15 protein-coding genes and 1 pseudogene are annotated in these 20510 nt (G+C 64.7%); 12 read left to right on the plus strand and 4 right to left on the minus strand.

The window, feature by feature from the left end:
* Nucleotides 1–88: 88 nt before the first annotated feature.
* Nucleotides 89–1588 carry a glucosamine inositolphosphorylceramide transferase family protein gene (locus tag ACZYHG_RS16860; protein WP_464609504.1) on the minus strand — a complete coding sequence of 500 codons (1500 nt, stop codon included), beginning with the start codon at nt 1586–1588 and terminating at the stop codon, nt 89–91.
* Between the two features lie 353 nt (nt 1589–1941).
* On the opposite strand from ACZYHG_RS16860, the gene ACZYHG_RS16865 reads away from it, so the two are divergent.
* Complete coding sequence (locus ACZYHG_RS16865) at nt 1942–4023, plus strand: GumC family protein (protein ID WP_464609505.1); 2082 nt, start codon at nt 1942–1944, stop codon at nt 4021–4023.
* Nucleotide 4024: 1 nt separating this feature from the next.
* Nucleotides 4025–5389, plus strand: coding sequence for a VpsF family polysaccharide biosynthesis protein (locus ACZYHG_RS16870; RefSeq protein ID WP_464609506.1), 1365 nt, complete (start codon nt 4025–4027; stop codon nt 5387–5389).
* Nucleotides 5390–5588: 199 nt separating this feature from the next.
* On the opposite strand, the gene ACZYHG_RS16875 is transcribed toward ACZYHG_RS16870, so the two are convergent.
* Both ACZYHG_RS16875 and ACZYHG_RS16880 read right to left on the minus strand, forming a co-directional pair.
* Nucleotides 5589–6857, minus strand: coding sequence for a glycoside hydrolase family 5 protein (locus ACZYHG_RS16875; protein WP_464609507.1), 1269 nt, complete (start codon nt 6855–6857; stop codon nt 5589–5591).
* Nucleotides 6854–8023 (minus strand): annotated as a pseudogene (locus ACZYHG_RS16880) (DUF1972 domain-containing protein). Before ACZYHG_RS16880 ends, ACZYHG_RS16875 begins: the two are co-directional and overlap by 4 nt.
* Nucleotides 8024–8447: 424 nt before the next feature.
* On the opposite strand from ACZYHG_RS16880, the gene ACZYHG_RS16885 reads away from it, so the two are divergent.
* From ACZYHG_RS16885 to ACZYHG_RS16905, 5 genes are all read left to right on the plus strand, one after another.
* The gene (locus ACZYHG_RS16885) at nt 8448–9629 is read left to right on the plus strand and encodes a glycosyltransferase (protein WP_464609508.1); all 1182 of its coding nucleotides are present in this window, start codon (nt 8448–8450) and stop codon (nt 9627–9629) included.
* Entirely contained in the window at nt 9626–10927 is a 1302-nt protein-coding gene (locus tag ACZYHG_RS16890) for an MATE family efflux transporter (protein WP_464609509.1), read from the plus strand. Before ACZYHG_RS16885 ends, ACZYHG_RS16890 begins: the two co-directional genes overlap by 4 nt.
* A gap of 9 nt (nt 10928–10936) precedes the next feature.
* The gene (locus ACZYHG_RS16895) at nt 10937–12163 is read left to right on the plus strand and encodes a GNAT family N-acetyltransferase (protein WP_464609510.1); all 1227 of its coding nucleotides are present in this window, start codon (nt 10937–10939) and stop codon (nt 12161–12163) included.
* A gap of 38 nt (nt 12164–12201) precedes the next feature.
* Nucleotides 12202–13419: a GNAT family N-acetyltransferase gene (locus tag ACZYHG_RS16900; protein ID WP_464609511.1), complete on the plus strand. Its 1218-nt coding sequence runs from the start codon at nt 12202–12204 to the stop codon at nt 13417–13419.
* A gap of 101 nt (nt 13420–13520) precedes the next feature.
* Complete coding sequence (locus tag ACZYHG_RS16905) at nt 13521–13829, plus strand: EthD family reductase (protein WP_464614709.1); 309 nt, start codon at nt 13521–13523, stop codon at nt 13827–13829.
* 446 nt (nt 13830–14275) lie between these two features.
* On the opposite strand, the gene ACZYHG_RS16910 is transcribed toward ACZYHG_RS16905, so the two are convergent.
* Complete coding sequence (locus tag ACZYHG_RS16910) at nt 14276–14587, minus strand: EthD family reductase (protein WP_464609512.1); 312 nt, start codon at nt 14585–14587, stop codon at nt 14276–14278.
* 387 nt (nt 14588–14974) lie between these two features.
* Between ACZYHG_RS16910 and ACZYHG_RS16915 the strand changes: the two genes are divergently transcribed.
* From ACZYHG_RS16915 to ACZYHG_RS16935, 5 genes are all read left to right on the plus strand, one after another.
* Nucleotides 14975–15151, plus strand: a complete 177-nt coding sequence (locus ACZYHG_RS16915; RefSeq protein ID WP_464609513.1) for a Flp family type IVb pilin — start codon at nt 14975–14977, stop codon at nt 15149–15151.
* A gap of 103 nt (nt 15152–15254) precedes the next feature.
* Nucleotides 15255–15479 carry a hypothetical protein gene (locus ACZYHG_RS16920; RefSeq protein WP_464609514.1) on the plus strand — a complete coding sequence of 75 codons (225 nt, stop codon included), beginning with the start codon at nt 15255–15257 and terminating at the stop codon, nt 15477–15479.
* Nucleotides 15480–15533: 54 nt separating this feature from the next.
* Complete coding sequence (ligD, locus tag ACZYHG_RS16925) at nt 15534–18026, plus strand: DNA ligase D (protein ID WP_464609515.1); 2493 nt, start codon at nt 15534–15536, stop codon at nt 18024–18026.
* 451 nt (nt 18027–18477) lie between these two features.
* Entirely contained in the window at nt 18478–19386 is a 909-nt protein-coding gene (gene ku, locus ACZYHG_RS16930; protein WP_464609516.1) for a non-homologous end joining protein Ku, read from the plus strand.
* Nucleotides 19383–20507, plus strand: coding sequence for a tetratricopeptide repeat protein (locus ACZYHG_RS16935; protein ID WP_464609517.1), 1125 nt, complete (start codon nt 19383–19385; stop codon nt 20505–20507). Before ku ends, ACZYHG_RS16935 begins: the two co-directional genes overlap by 4 nt.
* Nucleotides 20508–20510: the final 3 nt, after the last annotated feature.

Below are 20510 nucleotides of genomic sequence, written 5' to 3' on the forward strand. Positions count from 1 at the left end.
CTCCACAATCTGTGGTGGAAAATATCTTCCAGCCCTTTATCAACCTCAAGCAACCCATGCGCGCACCCGGTAGTAATACTTGTTTACCTTAACGGCGGGCCTGTTGTTTCCAGCGCGGCGCGATCGCCGAGCCGTCGATGAATTCCAGGCCGCCCGCCTCGTTGAGCGTGTGCAGCTTGCGACCGCTCCATAGCTTACCAGGCGTTAAGATGGTCTCGACAACCTGCTCCATGCCGTTCAAATCAAGGTGAGCGACGCGTGCGATGCCAAGCGCTGCGCCATAGCTGCGGCGGCAATCCTGCACCGGGCGCAGCAACTGGCCGTTGCGTTCGACCATCCGGCCGGCAGGCCGCGCCGAGGCGATGTCGATCAATACGGGATTCTTGGGATGCGGCGTCCACGGCCCGCGAAAGTCCGGCGCTGACCACAGATGCAGCGCGTCGGAGAAGGCGCCGCCGCCGTCGCGGACGGTGGCGAACAGCCACCAGCGTCCGCCATGCTCGACCGGCGTGGCGTCGCTGGCCACGACATCGGACAAGAGCGTGGCTTCCTTGACCCATCCGCCGGGGAAGGCGGTGGCGCGGTAGAGGTCGACCGTGCGGTTGGCGCAGCTTTCCGGCACCATCCAGACTTCGCCATCGCGTTCGAAGACGAAGGGGTAGGAGAGGTGGTAGGGCAAGTCGAGCACCGGTTCGGGGCGGCCGATCGGCCCGGCCGGACCGAATGGCACGGCGGAGATGATGGCCCGCCCCAGCTGGTGAATATAGTCCTCGACGAACAGGGTCACCTTTCCCTGATGAAGGATCGGAAACGGATCGGCGTAGAAGCGGCTGCCGTCGTCGGGCAGATCCTGCCAGCCGGATGCCGGGTGCGCGCGCAGGTTGAACAGGTCCTGCCCCTTGGTCTCGCGCCAGCCGACCTTCCAGTGCGGGGCGTTGTAGCAGAGATGATAGATCTTCTGGACGATCCGCCGCGCCAGTGCCTTGCCCGCCCTGATGCCCAGCCTGGCGGTGGAGGGGATCCCCGGGGGAGCACCGGCTTGCGCCGGCTCGGGCAGCACGGGCAGGGCCCGCGCCGCGCCGGTTATTGCAGCGATGACCAGGCTTGCGGTGCGCGCCAGCATGTCCTGGAAGGAGGCTAGCGCGATGCCGCCATATTCGGTGCCCAGGCGTCCTTCGGCAACAGTGGTGCCATTCTCCTCGATGCGGGCAATCGGCGTCCGACCGTCGAGGATCAGCGCCAGCAAGGCGGCTTCGCCGGCGACGCCGTCATAGGTCACCCGCCAGACCCGCGTCCCTTCCAGATGCACGTCGCCGCAGAGATCGACAATCAGATCCGGTGAGCCAGGCGGCTGCGTCCGGTAAGGCGCTAGCGCCGAAGGCGGCAGGCGCTTTGCCAGTCCGTTCGCGGGCAGGCCATGGATGACCGTTTCAAGCTGGAACAGCGCAGCCGCACTGGCTGGAATGCCACCCCCCGCCGGGCGCGCGTCGACGGAAACGTCGACCTTGGGCAATGCTGCCAGACGCTGCAGCAGCGTCAGGTGGAAGGCACGGACGCAGTCGCTGTCCAGGCGCAGGCTCACTTGCATGTCGCACTCTTGGCGTCGTGATGTCCGGTTTCCGCCCGTTGTTCGATATCAGTGCAGGGGCGATGGCGGCACGGCGGGGCCGGATTGAAGTACTGCCCCATTTCCATTCGTCTCCTGTTCGCCCGCGCCCGTATCAGCGCCTGTGCCTAATATTACGCAAACTCCGTGCCAAAAATGCGTAAACCCGGGGCCAAAATTCAGAAGAGCTCCCAACATAATTAACAGTGTTTTAACAGTTGAAGGCATAGCTAGGTTGAGGCTGCAATTTAAACTTGCACGCACATGGAGTGTTGTCGGAGCGACCTTTGCAATCATCCCTGCTCTCGTTGCCGCAACAACCCGCTCCGGAGGTGATGCAATACGCCCCGGAGCCAGTGCCGACGGCGTCGTATGCATCCTCGACCGTCGAGCTGGGTGACCTGAAGCGCATCCTAGTGCGCCGTCGCTTCCTGATCTTCGCCACCGCTGCGCTGCTGACGCTCGGCACGCTGCTCTATGCACTGCTGACGCCGGCGCTCTACAGCTCGGTGGCGGAAATCCTCGTCGATCCGCAAGACCTGCAGGTGGTGACCAACGACGTCAATCCGAGCCGCGTGCCCCCCGATGGCGGCATCACCATGGTGGAAAGCCAGGTCAGCGTGGTCCAGTCGACGGGCGTGCTGCTCAAGGCCATCCAGGCAACCAACCTGACCGACGATCCGGAGTTCAACGGGCAGGGCGGGCTGGTGAACCGTCTGCTCGGCGGCTTGCTGGGCTCGGGGTCGGCCGAAACCGACAGGACGGGCAAGACGCTCGATGCGCTGCGCCGGCGGCTGGCGGTGAAGCGGGCCGACAAGGTGCTGGTCCTCGACGTCATCGTCACCGCCAAGAGCGCCGACAAGGCGGCGATCCTCGCCAATGCCATAGCGCAGGCCTATCTGGCCGACCAGGCGAGCGCGCGCGCCAAGATGGCCACGGATGCTTCGGATTCCATCACCGCGCGGCTGGACGAACAGCGCAAGCGCGTGCAGCAGGCCGAGAACGCCGTCGAGGCCTACAAATCCGCCAACAACATGGTGATGGCGGCGGGCAATCTGGTCAGCGACCAGGAACTGACCGAGCTCAACACGCAGCTTTCGGCCGCGCAGAGCCGCACCGCGACGCTGAAGGCGCAGGTCGACCAGCTGCGCCGCTCCGGCGGCGCGCCGGACGCGACCTCCGAAGCCATGCGCTCCTCGGTGATTTCGAGCCTGCGGGCGCAGGAGGCGACGCTTGTCGACCAGGTCTCGCAGCTCGGCACGGAACTTGGGCCGCGCCATCCCTCGATGATCGCCGCCCAGCAGCAGCTGCGCGACACGCGCGCGCTCATCGCGCGCGAACTCGGCCGCATCGGCGCTGCCGCCGAAACCGACTATGAGCGGGCATTGGCCAACCAGCAGGCGCTGGAGGCCAAGGTGGCCGGCATGAAGAGCAAGTCGCTCGACACCGACCAGGCCTCGGTCAGGCTGCGCGAATTGCAGCGTGACCTCGAGGCGGTGCGCTCCGTCTACGCCACCTATCTGCAGCGGGCGCAGGAAACGCGCGAGCAGATCAATGTCGACAGCACCAATGCGCGCATCATCTCCAATGCCATGCCGGCGTTGAAGAAGAGCTGGCCGCCTCTGCCGCTGCTGGTCTTCGGCGCGCTCTTCGGCGGGCTGGGGCTGGGCACGGCGCTGGCGCTGATCGCGGAATATTCCTCGCCGACCGTGCTTTCCAGCGCGCAGATGCAATCGGCCATCGACGCGCCGGTGTTCGGCGTGCTGCCGGCAAAGTCGGGCAGCAGTCGCCGCTGGTGGCCTTTTGGCAGTGCGGCGCCGGCCGGGCAGAAGACGGACGCGGTTGCCGGGCTGGCGCTGCGGCGCCTGTTCGCCTCCAGCCGGCGGCCGCCGAACTGGCCGCTGGTGCCATCCATATTGCTGACATCGCCACCCGAGGACGCCGTGCACCGGAGCCGGGTGGCGCGGCTGCTGGCCAATGCCGCGGCTGCCAGGGGCAGCCGTGTCCTGTTCATCGACACCAATGCCGGCAGCGGCAAGAAGGAGCCGCAGCCCGGTCTCCTTGACGTGCTGCGCGGCGAATATGCCTTCGAGGCGCTGAGCCACTACACGGCCGGCAGCAATGTCGCGGTCATGGGCAGGGGCCGGCAAAAGGCTGTCTTCTCGGAAGCGCAAGGCGTCTATTTCACGCAACACATGCTGGCCCAGGCGGGTCGCAACTTCGACCTCGTCGTCGTCGACGGCGGAGCGCTGGCCGACAATCTCAACGCCTCGCCGCTGGTCGCCATGGTCGACGAGATCGTGATGGTCGCCACGCTCAACTCGACGCCGATGCGCGATGTCACGGCGGCATCGCAGGCCATCTCCGTCATGGGGCGGCTGCCGACCGGCGCCTTGCTGGTCGACGAGGCGGCCTGACATGGCCACCGCTTGGCCCGCCACCGGGACCGGCGCCCGAGGGGCAGGTGCCCGAGGGGCCGCCAACCCGGCAGCCGGCTGGGCCGGCCCGGGGCAAGCGGCCGCAGGCGGCTCCGTCGACTGGCTGACCAGCTATGGCCTGGTCGCTGTTGTGGCGCTGCTGTTTGCCATCTCCGGCGGCATGCTGTGGCTGGTGGGCTTCAATTATGACGGCCTGACCGGCAACCCCGCCACCAAGATCCATCCGTCGACCTATCTGCTCGTATTGGTGTTTGCCTGGCGCGCCTGCACCTTCGGCAATCCGGTCGGTTACATGGTTTCCATAGCCGACCGGCGGCCGGCCAGCACGCTGATGGCGGTCATCTCGATCGTGCTGCTGGTCGTCGTCATCGCGCGCCAACGGCCCGGCATGGCCGGCATGATCGACACGTTCGTGGCGCCGGCGCTGCTGGTGATGATGCTGGCCGAGAACGAAGACAAGACATTCGCCCGCATGCAGGCCGTCGTTCACGCCATCATGACCGCAAACGCGCTGCTCGCTTTGTTCGAGTTCGCCACCAAGACGCTGATCTTTCCCTATCGCCTCGACGGCGAGGTGTTCATGACCGATTTGCGCTCGACGGCGCTCCAGGGTCATCCGCTGTCCAATGCCACGGTCACCTCGATCTATGTGCTGGCGCTGCTTTCCGGATCGAAATCGCTGTCCATGCCGGTACGGCTCGGCCTGATCGGCCTGCAATGCGCGGCGCTGGTCGCCTTCGGCGGCCGCTCGGCGATGGTGCTGACGATCGTGCTCGGCGGTTGCTACATGCTCATCCAGGGCCTGCGCGGCTTGCGCACGGGCCGCGTCAACCTGCTTGGCGCGGCCCTCGGCCTCATCCTTGCCGCGTTGGTCCCGGTGGTCATCGCGGTCGCCGCGTCATACGGCTTTTTCGACGCGCTGCTCGAACGTTTCGTGTCGGACAGCGGCAGCGCCAATGCCCGCGTCGAGATGTTCGACCTGTTCAATCATCTGGAACTGCGCGACGTGATCGTGGGGCCCGACATCGACCTCATCGACAGCCTGCGCCGCATCAGCGGCCTCGAGCAAGGCATCGAAAACCCGGTCATCCGCATGGTCCTCTACCAGGGCGCCTTCTTCACCTTGCTGTTGTTTGTCGGATTCGCGCTGTTCATGCACGAAGTGGCGCGCCACTGCCGCCCCGGCGTCTGGCTCTTGATGCTGGGCTGGCTGATCCTGCTCAACACCTCCGAGAGCCTGGCATCGAAGACGACGCTGATGACCAAATTCGTGGTGATCGCGCTGGTGCTGTATCGGCCGGTAAGGGCTGGGGTGGGGCAAGGGGCGCAAGCGGGGCGAAGGTAGCGCTCTACGGCGCCCCCCTCTGTCCTGCCGGACATCTCCCCCTCAAGGGGGGAGATCGGATGTCGCACCGGCGTTCGCCAATTGCCTATGTTGTAAAGAACGAGCCGGCGTCAAAACTGGCAATCTCCCCACTTGAGGGGGAGATGTCCGGCAGGACAGAGGGGGGCGACATGGAACTCGACCGCATTTGGAAGACGCCCTATTCCGGCATCCTCAACCCAAGCGCTTCGACCATCGCCGGATCCAGCGCGCGGGTGCTGTCGTCCATCATGCCCATGCCGTCGAAGAGGTCCCAGAACGCCCAGGGGAAGCCGGCCGCCTCGGCGCTTTGCCTGACATCGGAAATGTAGCGCGCGCGGTCGGGGTTGGGGGCGGCGGTGTAGCGGGCGTCGGTGCGCAGCGCGCCGAATTCGCCCATGATGACGCGCTCCGGCGCAATGCCGTGGGCATCGGCCCAGCCGCGCGCCTGGGCGAGATATTTGTCGATGAACCAGCGGTCGGGTTGGGCGTCGAAATAGACCTTCAGTACGCGCTCGGTTTCCGCATAGGCGGCCTTTTTGTCCGCTTCGGAGGTCTCGGTATCCCCGGCCATGCGCGCCCGCACGGAGGCCAGCGTCTGTTCGAGCGAACCGGCGGAGGCCGGCCACGGCACATTGTTCAGCGCCCGGTAGACGGGTTCGCGCATCCACGGCGCGCCCTGGTGGCTAAACAGATAGGGCTCGTAGAAATGGAAGGTAAATAGGATCGGCTCGGCGCCGGCCAGCGGCGCCGGGTCGAGGGCGGTGAGCCCGCTCACCATCGAGCCGCAGCCGCCGGTGACGACCAGAGGCAAGGTCTGGGACGACCCCCTGGCCGCCGTCAGCAGGGATGCCTGGACCTGCGACCAGACGTTGGAATCGCAGGATTGCGGAGGTTCGTTGACCGGCTCCAGCGCGACCATACCCGGCGTGAACCGCTGCAGCCTGCCGGCAAGTTCGCCGACCAGCCCTCGATAAGCCGCGAATTCGGGTGCGGCGGTGCTGGAAACCATGCGGTCGGGATTCCAGTAATGGGTGGCGCCATTGGCCTGGACATTGACGATGATGCCGAGACCCACGTCGAGGCTGGCCGCGACGGCCGCGTCCAGCATATCAAGCAATTTTCCGCGCGTGGTGGCGTCGGCGGCCAGGAACGGGCCGGGATCGACGGGCAGGCGAATGAAATCGAGCCCGGTCGTACGCAGCCGACGGAGGTCGTCTGGGGTCGGCACCGGCCGCTGCAACTGGAAAGGCGGCCAGTCATAGTCGGTGCGCGGGGCGGGAAACTCGCGCGTCAGCGCAAACCAGGGCCAGGCGTTGACGCCACGGCGGAACGGCCAGGCGCCGGTGACCGTGGCGGCTTGCGATGGAGCAGCGAGCGGCGCCGCCAACGGCGCCGCAGTGGCGGCGACCGCCGCCTTGAGAAGCCGCCGGCGCGACCAGCCCGTCATACCGCGCCGGGCGAGGGACGGTCGATCGCGGCCGTTCGTGCCGATGTGACGCCGAGAAGCCGGTAGGCTTCATTCTCATAGGCCAGCAGGACATCGTCCCAGCGGAAGGCCTCGCGGGCGCGGGTCCGGGCGGCTTCGCCGCAGGCCTCGACCAGCGCGTCATCCTCCATCGCCTGTTGCATCCGCTCGGCGCAGCTCGGCGTGTCGGTGAAGTGGATGGCGGCCGCACCTGCGACCCATCTGTTGTAGGGATTGTCGTGCGCGATCACCATGTTGCCGGCGGCCAGCGCCTCGACCAGCGACGGGTTGGTGCCGCCGACCGTGTGGCCGTGCATATAGGCGCGCGCGTGGTAGCGGAGCGCCTTGACCGCCGCCTGGTCGTAGATGGCGCCGGGCAGGACCACCGAGGCGTTCGCCGCCTTGCGGACCGCGACATGATAAGGGATCTGGTCGGACAGCGTGCCCAGCACCACCAGCTTCATGTCGCGCTTCTGGCTGCAAAAGGCTTCGACGATGGGCAGGATGTTGTTGTCGGGCTCGATACGCGCGATCGAGATCAGGTATTTTCCGGGCTCGAGGCCGAGCGCGCGCACCGGTGCCTCGGGTGCCGATGTCACCGGATCGGCGCCATAGGTGATGGTGGTGATGGCGCTGCGCGGCCGCCGCGTCGCCAGGTGGTCGGCAATGACAGGATGGTCGGCGACCAGGCGGTGCGAGGCCCAGGCGCCGATCCACTCATTGAGCCAGAACCATGTTTTCGCCGCCGTTCCCCATTTAGGGCGGCGCTACTCGATGCCGTCCATATTGGTGATGATCTTGCGCCGCATCAGCCTGAGCCAGGTCAGGAAGACCGCGCCATTATAGCCGAGCACGAGGCAGACGCCCGGCCGGCGCGCGGCGTCGAGCACGCATTGCCAGTCGAATTCCAGCGTCGCGCGCGGGCCTTTCGAGGCGACCTGGACGTGGATGAGATCGATGCCGCGCCAGCTGTCGAGGCGCACCCTCTGGTCGACCCGCTCGACCTCGTCCTGGCAATAGACGCCGACCTTCCAGCCGCGCCCGACGAGAAAAAGCGCCAGCTTCTCGGCGAAGGTTTCAAAGCCGCCATGGGCGGCGGGAATGCCGCGCGTTCCCAGGATGAGGATGGCAGGCTGTTCCGATTTCATGACTGCTGGCACCTTCAAGTCTGCCCGATCCGCGATGCGCGGCTGTCCCATTTCAACCGCCGCCTTGCAAGATGCCTGCCAGGCCCGATTCCAGCCATTATCGCATCCAGGTTGTAAAATATTTCTTCCAAACGCCGGGGTTGTTTCATTATCGGTCAACCTTCCCATCGTATTTGTATCGAAAAGAGGCAATGCCGGGGCCGGTTGGCCTGCAAATGGATATATTAGAACGGCATAATCCTTGCAAACGGACTTCTGCGCGCCGGAATCGGCGGAGGGCGTGCAGCATTGGTGTGGTGATCCGGACCTGCATCCGTTTCACGACTACACTGACGACGAGTGAAGTCCAAAGGGGTGTTGGCTTGAAGTTTCCGGTCGCCGACAGCGTCAGGCGGCGGAATCGTCTCACCACCCTGACAGAAAGATGCATGTGAAGATGCGGATTGCCTGCATCCACCAGGGTTACGAACTCTACGGCTCCGACCGCAGCTTCGCGGAGAGCGTGGCGGCGTTGCGCGCCGCGTTTCCACCGGCCGACATCGAAGTGGTGTTGCCGCGCAGCGGACCGATCGTCGACATCCTGGAACCCCATGCCAGCCGGATCGTCTTCGAGCCGCTCTGGGTGCTGCGGCGCCAGGCGATGCTGCGGCTGGCGACCATCGAGATGGTGCGGCTGCCGGTCGCGCTGTGGCGGGCATGGCGGCGGCTCTGCAATTGCGACCTCGTCTATGTCAACACCTCGATCGTCGCCGACTATGCGCTGGCCTCGCGCCTGCTGCCCTCCAAGGCGCTGCTGCACATCCACGAAATTCCCGAAGGCGTGCTGCGCCGGATCCTCGTCGGCCTGATGCACTGGAGCCATGCCGACCTCATCTTCAACTCGAAAGCGACGCGCGCCACCTTCGGCGAGCCCAGATCGGCGCGCTCCTACGTCGTCTATAATGGCGTTGCCGGCCCAGTGGCGGCGGAAGCCATGGCCTATGACGGCAAGCGCCCGCTGCGCGTGCTGCTGCTTGGCCGCATCAACCGGATCAAGGGCCAGGAAGTGCTGCTGGAGGCGATCGCCTCGCTGCCGGCGGCGTTGAAGTCACGGATCGAGGTGCGGCTGGTCGGCGGTGCCTTCGAAAGCGCCGAGCGCGAGCATGCCCTGGCCGAACTGGTCGAGACCATGGGGCTGTCCGGACAGGTCAGCGCCTTGCCTTTCATCTCGGACCCGTCAGAGCATTATCGTTGGGCCGATATCGTCACCGTGCCGTCGCGGCGTCCGGAATCGCTGGGCCGCGTCGCCATCGAGGCGATGGCCTATGGCCGGCCGCCGCTGGTGTCGGCGATCGGCGGGTTGGTCGAGGTGGTCGCGGACGGCGAGACCGGCTGGCATGTGCCGCCGGGTGACGCAGCCGCGCTTGCCGCGAAATTGCGGGAGATCATCCTCGCCCCTGAAGCGTGGCGCGGTTTTGTCGCCGCCGGGCGCAAGCGCTATGAGACGATGTTCAGCGAGCCGGTCGCTGCCGCCGCGATCGCCGCGATCGCCACTGAGAAGCTGAAGGCCGCCATGGCGCGGCCGGGCAGGGCGGCAAGCATCCGCCAGGCGGAGACACGGTCGTGAAGCTCCCGATCGATCTGGTGCGCCGCCTCGTGCTGATGATCGGCGGCGAGGCAATGCAGAGCGGCTTCCACTTTGCCCTCAACATCATGCTGCTGCACATGCTGTCGGCGCAAGGCTACGGCCTTTTCGCCATCGCGATGGTGATGGGCGGCGTCGGCCTGTCCTACATCAGGTCGCTCACCGCTGTCCCCGCCTCGATATGGATGAGCAAGAGCACCAACGCAGCCGGCGTCGATGCCTATGACGTGGCCTTCGGAACGGCGGCGCTGATGGTGGCGCTCCTGATGGCGGTCGGCACGGCTGTCCTGATGCGTCTCCTGGGCGACCCGAGCGGCATTTCCGCCGGCTGCTTCGTCGGCGCATGGTCGTTGCGCAGCCATATGCGCACGGCCTTCTTCGCGCGCCGCCAGCAGGTGGTCGTCTCCATCAGCGATGCCGCTTTCACGATCGCCGGCACCGTGCTGGCCGGGATGGCAATCTGGTACGCCCGGGACGTGTTGCAAGCCGTGTTCTATGCGCTTGCCGCGGCGAATTTGTTCGGCATCTTTGTTCTGGTTCGGCTGGCGCGCCGTACAATTCGCATCTCCTTCCGCATGCCGACGCGGCGGCGCTATGCCAGGCTGTGGCGTCAGCTGTGCTGGTCCGCCTTCAGCGCCACCACCACCAACATCCAGGGACAAAGCCTGGCCCTGCTGGTCGCCGGCATTGCTGGACCCGCGGCTTACGCGCCGCTGGCGGCGGTGATCGTGCTGTTCGCGCCGCTGCGCATCATCAGCCTCGCCTTCGTCAACATGACGCAGCCGGAGCTTGCAAAGCTGATGCGGCAGAATGAAACGCGCCGTGTCTGGTCGCAGGCGAAGATCTGGTCGGTCGTCATGGGGCTCGGCGGCCTGGCCTATGGCTGCGCCATCCTGTTCGTCTTGCCGATGATAAAATCGCAGGCTCTCCAGGATGCCTCGGTCGAATTCATCGGGCTTTTCGTGACAGTGAATTTTATCCCGATCATGCTCTACATCATGCCCCGCATCGTGCTCGAGATATTCGGTGACTTCCGCATCGTCGCCTTCATCACCATGGGCGGCGCGATTGTCGGGCTGGCGCTGATCGCCATCCTGCTTTCAATCGCGTCTCCGCAGTGGGCACTGCTGGGCTCGGCGGTCTCCGAAACCTTCGTGCTCGCGGCATCATGGTATTTCGCGCATCACCGCATGTGGAACATCGAGCATCCGGACCAGCAGCGCTACAGCCGCCTGGGCTCCTGGCGGCGGGCCATCACATTCGCCCCGGCGAAACGATAGGAGGGCGATGTGACGGGCCAGGCAGTGGAAATAGTTGCGGTGACCGGCTTGGCCGACGAGCAGGTCTCGCACTCAGTCATCATAGCGGCGAACGACGCCTACACGGCGCGATTGCACACCAGTCTCGAAACGGCGCGGCCGCTCTGGCTGCGCTTCCAGGAGAGCGGTGTGTGCACCGGTCACCAGAATTATGCGTGGGCCGAGGGGATCGTCGCGCGGCTGATGCCGCAAGGTTCAGAACTTCTCGTCGTGGAGGTGGGGGACGCCGCTTCCGGCGAACCCAGGATGCTGGTGCCGCTGATGCGCCGGCCGGCGTTGGGTCATCGGGTGATCGAATGGCTGAGCTGCGGAGTCTGCGACTATTCGGCACCCCTGCTGGCCGATGCGAGGCCGTGGACCACACAATCCGCACAGGCCGCATGGGCCGCCGTGCGCTCCGTGCTGCCGCCGGCGGACCGGTTCCAGATCACGGGGATTCCGCGCGAGATCAACGGCGTCGCCAATCCGCTTGCCTTGCTCGCGGAGACGCGGGATTCCCTCCAGACCAGTTTCGGCCTCGCCATCGACGGCGATCCGGACACGGTCCTCAAGCGTTTGTGCAAGCCCTCCTTCGTCAAGGAATTCGGCAAGGACTGGCGCCGGCTCGAACGGCTCGGCGATGTTGAACTGGTCGAGGCCGGTACACCGGCCGAGGTAGAGCGTATCTTCGGCGAACTGGTCCGGATGCGGCTCAGCCGCTTTCGCGAGTTGGGCCGCTTCGACCTGCTGACGCAGGAGAAAGTCGTCGACTTCTACCGCAACGCCGCCGTTCGGGGCCTGTCGGACGGAGCGGTGCGGCTGTTCGGACTGCGCGTAGCCGAGGCTCTGATCGCGGTTCAATATCTGCTGGTCCATCAAGGGACTGTTCATGCTCTGCTGATAGCTATGGACCAGAGCGTCGTGCCCAATGTCTCACCGGGACTTGCGATCATGGGCAGGTTGATGAGCTGGGCACGCGAGCAGGACTTTGGCTATTTCGACCTGTCGGTCGGCAACCAGAGTTACAAGGCAAATATGGGCGCCAAGGGTTCGGTCCTGATCGAACTCTGCCACGGGTTCACGATGCGGGGCAATGCCGCGAGCACGGCCATCAAGTTCCGCGACTGGACCGAGGTTTTCGTGCGCTCAAAGCCACGGCTGCTCAAAGCGGCTCAGGGGACGATGCGGGGCTTGCGGCGCTTGCGTGGAGGGCGCTGAGGGCGCTGAGGGCGGGCCAGAACGAACAGGAGAAGCGTTTGGCAAGCCATGCAATGCGACAGGCTGCGGCGACCGAGGGCAGCGTCAGGCTTTCGCCGGTCGTCGGCTTCGGCATGGCCGCGCACTATGCGGCGCGGCTGCACACCAGCCTCGACACCGTAAAGCCGCTCTGGTTGCGCCTTGAGGAGACTGGCCTGTGCACCGGCCACCAGGGCTTTGCCTGGGTGGAAGGGATCGCCAAACGGCTGATGCCCAAAAGTGCCGAGTTGCTCGTCGTCGAGGTCAATGACGTCGCCACGGGTGCGCCGGTCATGCTGCTGCCGCTGATGCGCCGCCGCGCTCGGGGCCATTACGTGATCGAATGGCTGAGCGGCGGCGTGTGCGACTACGCGGCGCCGCTGCTGGCCGATGCGAGACCCTGGACCAGGCAGAGTGCCGACGCCGCCTGGGCGGCGGTGTGCGCCGTGCTGCCGCCGACGGACCGCTTCCACATCGCTGGGATCCCGCGACAGATCCACGGCGTCGACAATCCGGTGGCGCTGCTCTCGGCGGCGCACGACTCCATCCAGATCGCCTCGGGCCTGGCCCTGGATGGCAATCCGGAGACGCTGATCAAGCGCATCTGCAAATCGTCTTTTGCCAAGAATTTCCACAAGCACTGCCGCCGCTTCGAACAGTTGGGCAAGCTCGATCTGGTCGAAGCCGAGACGCCTGAATTGGTGGAGGAGCAGTTCGCGAGGCTTTTGGAGCTCAGGCTCAACCGCTTCCGCGAGCTTGGGCGTTTCGACCTGCTGACGCAGGCGCCGGTCGTCGCGTTCTACCGCAACGCCGCCCTCCAGGGCCTGTCCGATGGCTCCGTGCGGCTGTTCGGGCTGCGTGTCGGTGAGGCCTATCTCGCCGTCATCTACGTGCTGGTCATGAAGGGCACGTTGCACGCGCTTCTGCTCGGGATCGACCAGGATGCGGTTCCCAACGTCTCGCCAGGCCTGACGACGATCGGCAAGTTGATGATTTGGGCGCGCGAGCAGGGGCTCGGTTATTTCGACCTGTCGGTCGGCAGCCAGGGCTACAAGCAGCATATCGGCGCTTCAGGCTCGGTGCTGGCCGAGTTGTGCCACGCGATGACGCTGAAGGGCAGGGGTTCGACCGCCTATATCAAGCTGCGCGGCAAGACCGAGCTTTTCATTCGCTCCAAGCCGGGGCTGTACAAGGCCGCGCATGGTGTGATGCGCCGGTTGCGGCGATTGAAGAGCTGAGCAAGTCGTCAGGGCTCCTTCGCTCTGGGCTAAGGACGCATTGACAAGTTCCCGCCAAAGCCATCACGCTCCCGAAAGAGCAACTATTTCGGGAGGCAATGATGGCAAGTCTGGTGGTGATGTACGGCACGCCTGTGGATCCGGCGGCGTTCGATGCCTATTATCGCGAAAAACACATTCCGCTGGCCAAGACCATCCCGGGGCTGCGGCGCTACGAAATCAACCGTGGCCCTGTCATGACGCCGGCGGGACCAGCGAAGGTGCACCTTGTCGCCATCCTGCATTTCGATGACCTGACCGCCATCCAGAATGCCTTTGCCAGCGCCGAAGGGCAGGCCGCCGGCGCCGATCTCCAGGTCTTCGCGACCGGCGGCGCCGACATGCTGATCTTCGACAGTGAAGATGTGTGAGCCGCTCGGCCATGGCGTTCTCGCCGGGTATTTCAGCTCCAGCTTGACAAAGAGACAGCACAGGGCGCACTTCGCGATAGCCCATCGGGGGCTTTGGGGGACATCGATGAAAAAGACTTATGAAAAGCCGACGCTCAGCAAGCGCCAGCAGCTCTCCTGCGTGACGGCGCTGATAGTCTTGTCCAAGAGCTGACACGCAAACAGCCTTCGACGCGACCATCAAACCCGCCGTCGCAAGATGGCGGGTTTTTTCTGCCCTTGTGACTTGCCCTGCTCAAGCTCTTGGTCTTGACGCAATCCCAAGGGGAAACGTTTCACACTTTTCCTAGAGCAGTTCATCGTTTCACGGAAACGGCGAACCGCTCTAACTCTTTGTTTTGACGCAATTCCGAACGGAAAACCGCTACACACTTTTCCTGGAATTGCTCTAGCATTGCTCTTACGCCTCACATCGCCTCGGAATCGAAGAGCAGCATCGTCACATCGTGGTCAGGCGCGTATTTGCGCCGGTCGATGGCGCAGGCCTTGCCGACCTCGCTGGCAAAGGCCGCTCGAATGGCCTCCAGGCTGTCGAAATAGAGGGTCGCGACGAGGTAAGGCGTCTCGCCCTGCAAGAGGTTCACGATCGGTCGCTTGCTGACATCATAGCGCCGCAGGCCGGGAAGCTGTTTTGCGAGCGGCAGATGGATGTCGAAATAGTGCCGGTCGAAGGCGGCGGGATCGGCGGGGGTTTTGTAGATGACAAGCATCTTGGCCATGGTGGCGCTCCCTGTCGTTTTGATGTGATCGCGCCTCGCCGGCGCCGCACCAATGTCGTTCGCCAGGAACGGATTTCGACAGGCATGCGGAGTTTTTTCACGGGCGCATTTGGCGTTTGATCCATGTCAAAGCGGATCGGCGACGATCCCTTTATCCGGTCTACTGTCTTGGGAAGGACACAAGGCGGGTGGGCGGTTCCAGGCCGGTAAGCTGAAAACAGCTCCGGTCTGGGCCGCCTGCAACCAAGCCGTGTCCCACGGCCGGACGCTTGATGTTTTGATTCAGGTCCGTGCGCAAGCACCTTCAAAAGCCTGGCAAAACTTAACCGAACCGCAACTCTCGATGTCTATAGGGTTGTGTGAGGGATTGGAAACCGGGGGCTTGAAATGCCAACAATAATTTCCCGCTTCGTGCGGGATGAATCCGGCGCGACCGCCATCGAGTATGGCCTGATCGCCGCCCTCATCGCGCTCGCCATCATCACCGGCGCTGGTGCGCTCGGCAATGCGATCAATGGCAAGTTCACGAAAATCGGCACGACGCTCAACAGCAGCGGGTCGTAGGCCGCAAAGGGCAGCCACCACGCGAAATTGACAGGACACGGCGTCTCCGTCATCCTTAAGGCACGTCGCCAGATGTTGCGTGTGGGCGACCGAGGGCAGCGTCATGATCAGTCCCGTCATCGGCCAGAATGCCAAGCGCGCCGCGGTGCGCAAGGCGCTCGACCAGCACAAGGTCTACATCACCGCGCAGAGCTTTTCGGACGGCGCCTACCAGGCACGCGTGCTGGTCGACGGCGAGGCCTATTGGGTGGATGAGTTCCGGCTGGGCCAGCTGCGGCAGGGCCTGTCACCGGCCGAGCTTGAGCTGACGCCGGCCGCCGACGATTGAGAGCGTGATCTCCACTCCTTCCGGAACGCTGGCTGCCGGGGCTTGGTCGGTGCCATGACCACCCCGCCCAGACTCAAAACCTATCGCGCCAAGCGCCAGTTCTCGAAAACGCCCGAACCCGCCGGCGGGCTCATCACCGCCGACGGCAACCACTTCGTCGTCCACAAACACCACGCCAACGCGGACCACTACGATCTGCGTCTCCAGGTCGGCGATGTGCTGAAGAGCTGGGCGGTGCCGCGCGGGCCTTCGCTCAACCCAGCCGACAAAAGGTTGGCGGTCGAGACCGAGGACCATCCGCTCGAATATATCGACTTCGAGGGTGTCATTCCCGACGGCGAGTATGGCGGCGGGCCGATGATCGTCTGGGACACCGGCACGTGGGCGCCGATGGACGATGTCGAGAAGAGCCTGCGCACCGGGGCCTTCAAGTTCCGGCTGGCCGGCGAAAAGCTCCATGGCGGCTGGATGCTGACCCGCCTGAAGCCCAAGCCCGGCGAAGACGAGAACAAGAAGAACTGGCTGCTGTTCAAGGAGCGCGACCTTGCCGCCGACACGGCTTTGAACATCCTGGAAGCGCGGCCGGAAAGCGTGAAATCCGGCCTGCGCATCGAGGAACTGGCGGCGGCCGCCAAGCCGGCGACGAAGTCCGCGCCCAGGCCGGGTTCGTTGAAGCCGGGCGAACTGCCGGGCGCCGTCAAAGCCCCGGCACTGAGCCGCATCGAGCCGCAGCTGGCGACGCAGGGGCCAAAACCGCCCGATGGCGAGGATACAGGCGAGCTCTGGCTGCACGAAATCAAGTTCGACGGCTACCGCACCATGGCGCATCTGGCTGATGGTGTGGTCAAGCTGATCACCCGTGGCGGCATCGACTGGACGAAGCGCTATGGCGACCTGCCGCATGCCTTTGCCAAACTGCGGTGCCGCGAGGCGATCATCGATGGCGAGATCATGGTGCTCGACGGCAAGGGTATCAGCCGCTTCGCGCTTTTGCAGGACGCGCTGGCCGAGGGCGCCGGCAGCAAGCTGCATTTCTATGCCTTCGACCTGCTGCATCTTGACGGCTGGGACCTGATGAAGGTGCCGCTGATCCGGCGCAAGGCGCTGCTGGCCGAGCTGCTGGCTGGGCTGGGCGCCAACTCCGCCATCCAGTTCTCTGACCATGTCGAGGGCTCGGGGCAGGGGCTTTTTGATCAGGCGACGGAGCTCGGGCTGGAAGGGGTGGTGTCGAAGCGGGCGACCGCCTTTTACCAGACTGGCCGCAGCAAAAGCTGGACCAAGACCAAGGCACTGCAAAGCGGCGACTTCGTCATTGCCGGCTACACTGTCTCCGACGCGGCGGAAGGGCTGGCAGCCCTTGGCATGGCAGAGTGGGAGAATGGAGAGCTGCACTATCGTGGCAAGGTCGGCACCGGCTTCGACCGCGATACGGCGGAGGATCTGCTCGCCCGGCTGGAGCCGCTGACATCGGGCGCAACACCGCCCGAAGGCGTGCCGCGCGAAATCATGCGCGAGATGCATTGGGTCAAGCCGCTGTTTTCGGCGCGCATCCACTATGCCAATCGCACGGCGGACAATTCGTTGCGCCATGGCGTGTTTAGGGGTCTCAGAGATGTCGGCCTGTCGACGCCGGTGTCGGCGAGGCGCAAGCGGCTGATCTCGGAGGCCGACCTCGCCACCATCTGGGTGACAAATCCGGAACGGCGACTGTTCGGCAAGACCGGGCCGACCAAGCTCGACATCGCCGTCTACTACGCGCTGGTCGGCGACTTCATGCTGCCGCACATTCTCGGCCGTCCGGTGTCGCTGGTGCGCTGCCCGACCGGCCTGCCCAAGGACTGCTTCTTCCAGCGCCACGCGTTTACCGGCATGCCGCCCTCGGTGGTGACGTTCGAGACCGCCAATTCCGACGGCGAGACCAAATCCTATCTCTCGGTCGAGGGCGCCAAGGGGTATCTGGCGCTGGCGCAGTTCGGTGTCGTCGAGTTCCACACCTGGGGCACGCACCGGACACACCTCGACAAACCCGACCAGATCGTCTTCGACCTCGACCCGGGTGAGGGGATTTCCTGGCGCGAGGTGGTGGAGGCTGCCGTCCACATCAAGGGCGAGCTGGAGGGGCTGGGGCTGGTGCCGTTCGCCAAGACTTCCGGCGGCAATGGCATCCATATCACCGTGCCGGTGACATCAAAGCAGAACTGGAAGAAGCTGCACCAGGCAACCAGCGCCATCTCCACACATCTGGCGGCCACCGCACCCGACACGTTCACCACCACAATGGGCAAGGACAACCGCAAGAAGCGCATCTTCATCGACTATCACCGCAACGCCCGCGGCCACACATCGGCAGCACCCTATTCGCTGCGGGCGCGTACCAATCTGCCGGCCTCGACGCCGGTAAGCTGGAGCGATCTGGAAGCGATCGATGCGCCGCAGGACCTGAACTATTCGTCGCTGCCGGGGCTGCTGGAGACGTCTGGTGATCCGTGGGCGGAGATCGAGGACTTCGCGCGGGATTTGCCGGTGATTGGGGGAGCGAGGAGGTAGTCGCGTAACGAGGACTGCCGCGATCTGTGTCGCCCCCTCTGTCCTGCCGGATATCTCCCCCTCAAGGGGGAGATTGGCCATCACCCAGGCTTTCGCCAATTTACAACGTTGCTGAAGTGGGCGAGGCGCTGAGGCTGCTGATCTCCCCCCTCGAGGGGGAGATGCCCGGCAGGGCAGAGGGGGGGTGCTGTCCCGCCAGCGTTTCAAATTCCGCTCCATCGACGCTTCCGACAATTTGAATTATTCTCTGCCAACGACCTCAAGGACGCTGCGGAACATTTCGTCAGGGATTTGCCGGTATTGTGTGGGGTCGGTGTAGGATTTCCACGGCGCCAATCGTCCTTCGGACGAAAAGCGCTGCAGAGAGCATGATCCCAAAAAGTGGGAACCGGTTTTTGGACAAGACCATGCTCCAACATAATGTCAGTGCGTGGCCGCGTAGGAGTGTATCATGGCGCCAAGGGCAAGTTGGAAGGGTTATCTCAAGCTCAGCCTCGTCAGCTGTCCGGTCCGGCTTTATCCGGCGACGACGACCAGCGAGCGCATCTCGTTCAATCAGCTGCACAAGAAGACCCACAACCGCATCAACATGAAGCCGGTCGACCCGGAACTCGGGCTCGTCGAGCGCTCGGACCTGGTCAAGGGTTACGAGTACGAGGACAAGCAGTACATCATCATCGATGATGCCGACCTCGACGCGGTGCGGATTGAATCCAACCATACGATGAACATCGAGGCCTTCGTCGACGAGGGCGAGGTCGACGTCATCTACCAGGATGCGCCCTACTACATGGCGCCGGATGGAGCGATGGCCGAGGAGACCTTCGCCGTCTTGCGTGAAGCGATGCGCAAATCGGGCAAGCTGGCGATCGCACGGCTGGTGCTGTCCAGCCGCGAGCGCATCGTGACGATCGGCGCGCGCGAGAACGGCATGTTCGTGTGCACGTTGAGGAACCCGAACGAAGTGCGCGGCACGGCTGAGTATTTCGGCAACATCCCGGCCGGCAAGCCTGACCAGGAAATGCTTGAGTTGGCCGAAGCGCTGATCAAGCAGAAGGAAACCACCTTCGATCCAAAGAATTACGAGGACCGCTACGAGATCGCGCTGATGGCGATGATCCGCGAGAAGCTCAAGGGCCACAAGCCGATCATCGCCGCCGCCCCCGAGCGCGGCAATGTCATCAACCTGATGGATGCGCTGAAGGCCAGCCTGTCGCAGTCGAAGCCGCCGGCCAAGTCGAAGAGCAAGGCCGACGAGGTGGCGGCAAAACCGGCCGCCAAGAAGGCGGCAGCGGGCGGTGCGGCTGAGAATCCGCTCAAAGCCAGTCTGCTGAAGGCGGTCGGCAAGAGCAAGAAATGACGGCACCGGCCGTTTCGGTTCCGGGGGCCGTCTTCGGCACGATCGGCGCGCTGGCGGCGTTTCCGCTGCGGCTCGCCGCGCGTGAAGTCGAGCGCCAGCACGGCCAGCTCACGCGCGGCATCACCAGACGCACGACGTATGTCGTGTTCGGCCGGACATTGTTGGCCAAGGCCGGGCTTACCAAGATTGGCGATGCCGGGATCGAGCGCCGCGCTGCTGCCGAGCGCGCCGCCGGGCGCACGATGCTCAGCGAGAACGGTTTTTTACGCCGGCTCGGGCTGATGAAGGCGCCGGAGGCGTCGTCGCTGTCGCGGCAATCTTTGATCGAGCAATCGCGGCTGTCGGGCGCCGACCTTGACCTGTTGTCGCTGTTCGACGCCTTCGAGCATGACAGTGAACCCTATTCCTTCCGCGACCTGATCCTGGCGCGCAAATATGCCGGGCTGGTGGCCGGGGGTGCGACCTGGGGCGCGATTGCGCGCTCCGTGCATCGATCCGGCCCGGTCGCCTCGCTTACCGCCAAATCGCTCAATGTCGGCTCGCAGCACGGTCGCGCGGATGCCATCTACCTCGAGGGCGGCCAGAGCGAACTCGACGGGCAGTTGTTGTTCGATCTGGGTGCCGCGGCACAAGGCGACGACACGCTGGAAGATTTGTTCGCCGAGGCCGAAGCTGCGGAGGAGGGCGGCGACCATGACGGGGCGGCTGTGCTTTACCAGCGCTGCCTCGCCATCGACCCGAGCGACGCCATCGCCGCCTTCAACCGCGCCAACTGCCTGCGCGCCGGCGGCCACGCGGCGGAGGCCGCGCATGACTATGCCAGGGCAATAAAACTCGACCCGGCCTTCGTCGAGGCGTGGTTCAACCTGGCCGGCCTGATGAGCGAGCAAGGCCGCGACGCCTCGGCGCGACGGCATCTGCAGAAGGCGATTGCGCTCGACAAGAGCTATGCCGATCCGGTGTTCAATCTGGCGCGGCTGGAATTCGATGCCGGCAATCTGGTTGAGGCGCGGCGGCTGTGGGTGCGCTATCTGGAGCTGGATGCGGAGTCCGAGTGGGGTGGGGTGGCGGTCAGGGGCGTGCAATTCGTGGATATGCAGCTGGCGCGGACGGCTGGGTGAGAG

It is taken from the genome of Mesorhizobium subarcticum (assembly GCF_055456085.1).

What these genes read in the sequence shown, in the direction of transcription:
- ACZYHG_RS16860 (WP_464609504.1), bottom strand. Translation starts at nt 1,588, where the DNA reads ATGCAAGTGAGCCTGCGCCTGGACAGCGACTGCGTCCGTGCCTTCCAC.
- ACZYHG_RS16910 (WP_464609512.1), bottom strand. Translation starts at nt 14,587, where the DNA reads ATGGCCAAGATGCTTGTCATCTACAAAACCCCCGCCGATCCCGCCGCC.
- ACZYHG_RS16920 (WP_464609514.1), top strand. Translation starts at nt 15,255, where the DNA reads ATGATCAGTCCCGTCATCGGCCAGAATGCCAAGCGCGCCGCGGTGCGC.
- ACZYHG_RS16865 (WP_464609505.1), top strand. Translation starts at nt 1,942, where the DNA reads ATGCAATACGCCCCGGAGCCAGTGCCGACGGCGTCGTATGCATCCTCG.
- ACZYHG_RS16905 (WP_464614709.1), top strand. Translation starts at nt 13,521, where the DNA reads ATGGCAAGTCTGGTGGTGATGTACGGCACGCCTGTGGATCCGGCGGCG.
- ligD (WP_464609515.1), top strand. Translation starts at nt 15,534, where the DNA reads ATGACCACCCCGCCCAGACTCAAAACCTATCGCGCCAAGCGCCAGTTC.
- ACZYHG_RS16870 (WP_464609506.1), top strand. Translation starts at nt 4,025, where the DNA reads ATGGCCACCGCTTGGCCCGCCACCGGGACCGGCGCCCGAGGGGCAGGT.
- ACZYHG_RS16875 (WP_464609507.1), bottom strand. Translation starts at nt 6,857, where the DNA reads ATGACGGGCTGGTCGCGCCGGCGGCTTCTCAAGGCGGCGGTCGCCGCC.
- ACZYHG_RS16935 (WP_464609517.1), top strand. Translation starts at nt 19,383, where the DNA reads ATGACGGCACCGGCCGTTTCGGTTCCGGGGGCCGTCTTCGGCACGATC.
- ku (WP_464609516.1), top strand. Translation starts at nt 18,478, where the DNA reads ATGGCGCCAAGGGCAAGTTGGAAGGGTTATCTCAAGCTCAGCCTCGTC.
- ACZYHG_RS16915 (WP_464609513.1), top strand. Translation starts at nt 14,975, where the DNA reads ATGCCAACAATAATTTCCCGCTTCGTGCGGGATGAATCCGGCGCGACC.
- ACZYHG_RS16885 (WP_464609508.1), top strand. Translation starts at nt 8,448, where the DNA reads ATGCATGTGAAGATGCGGATTGCCTGCATCCACCAGGGTTACGAACTC.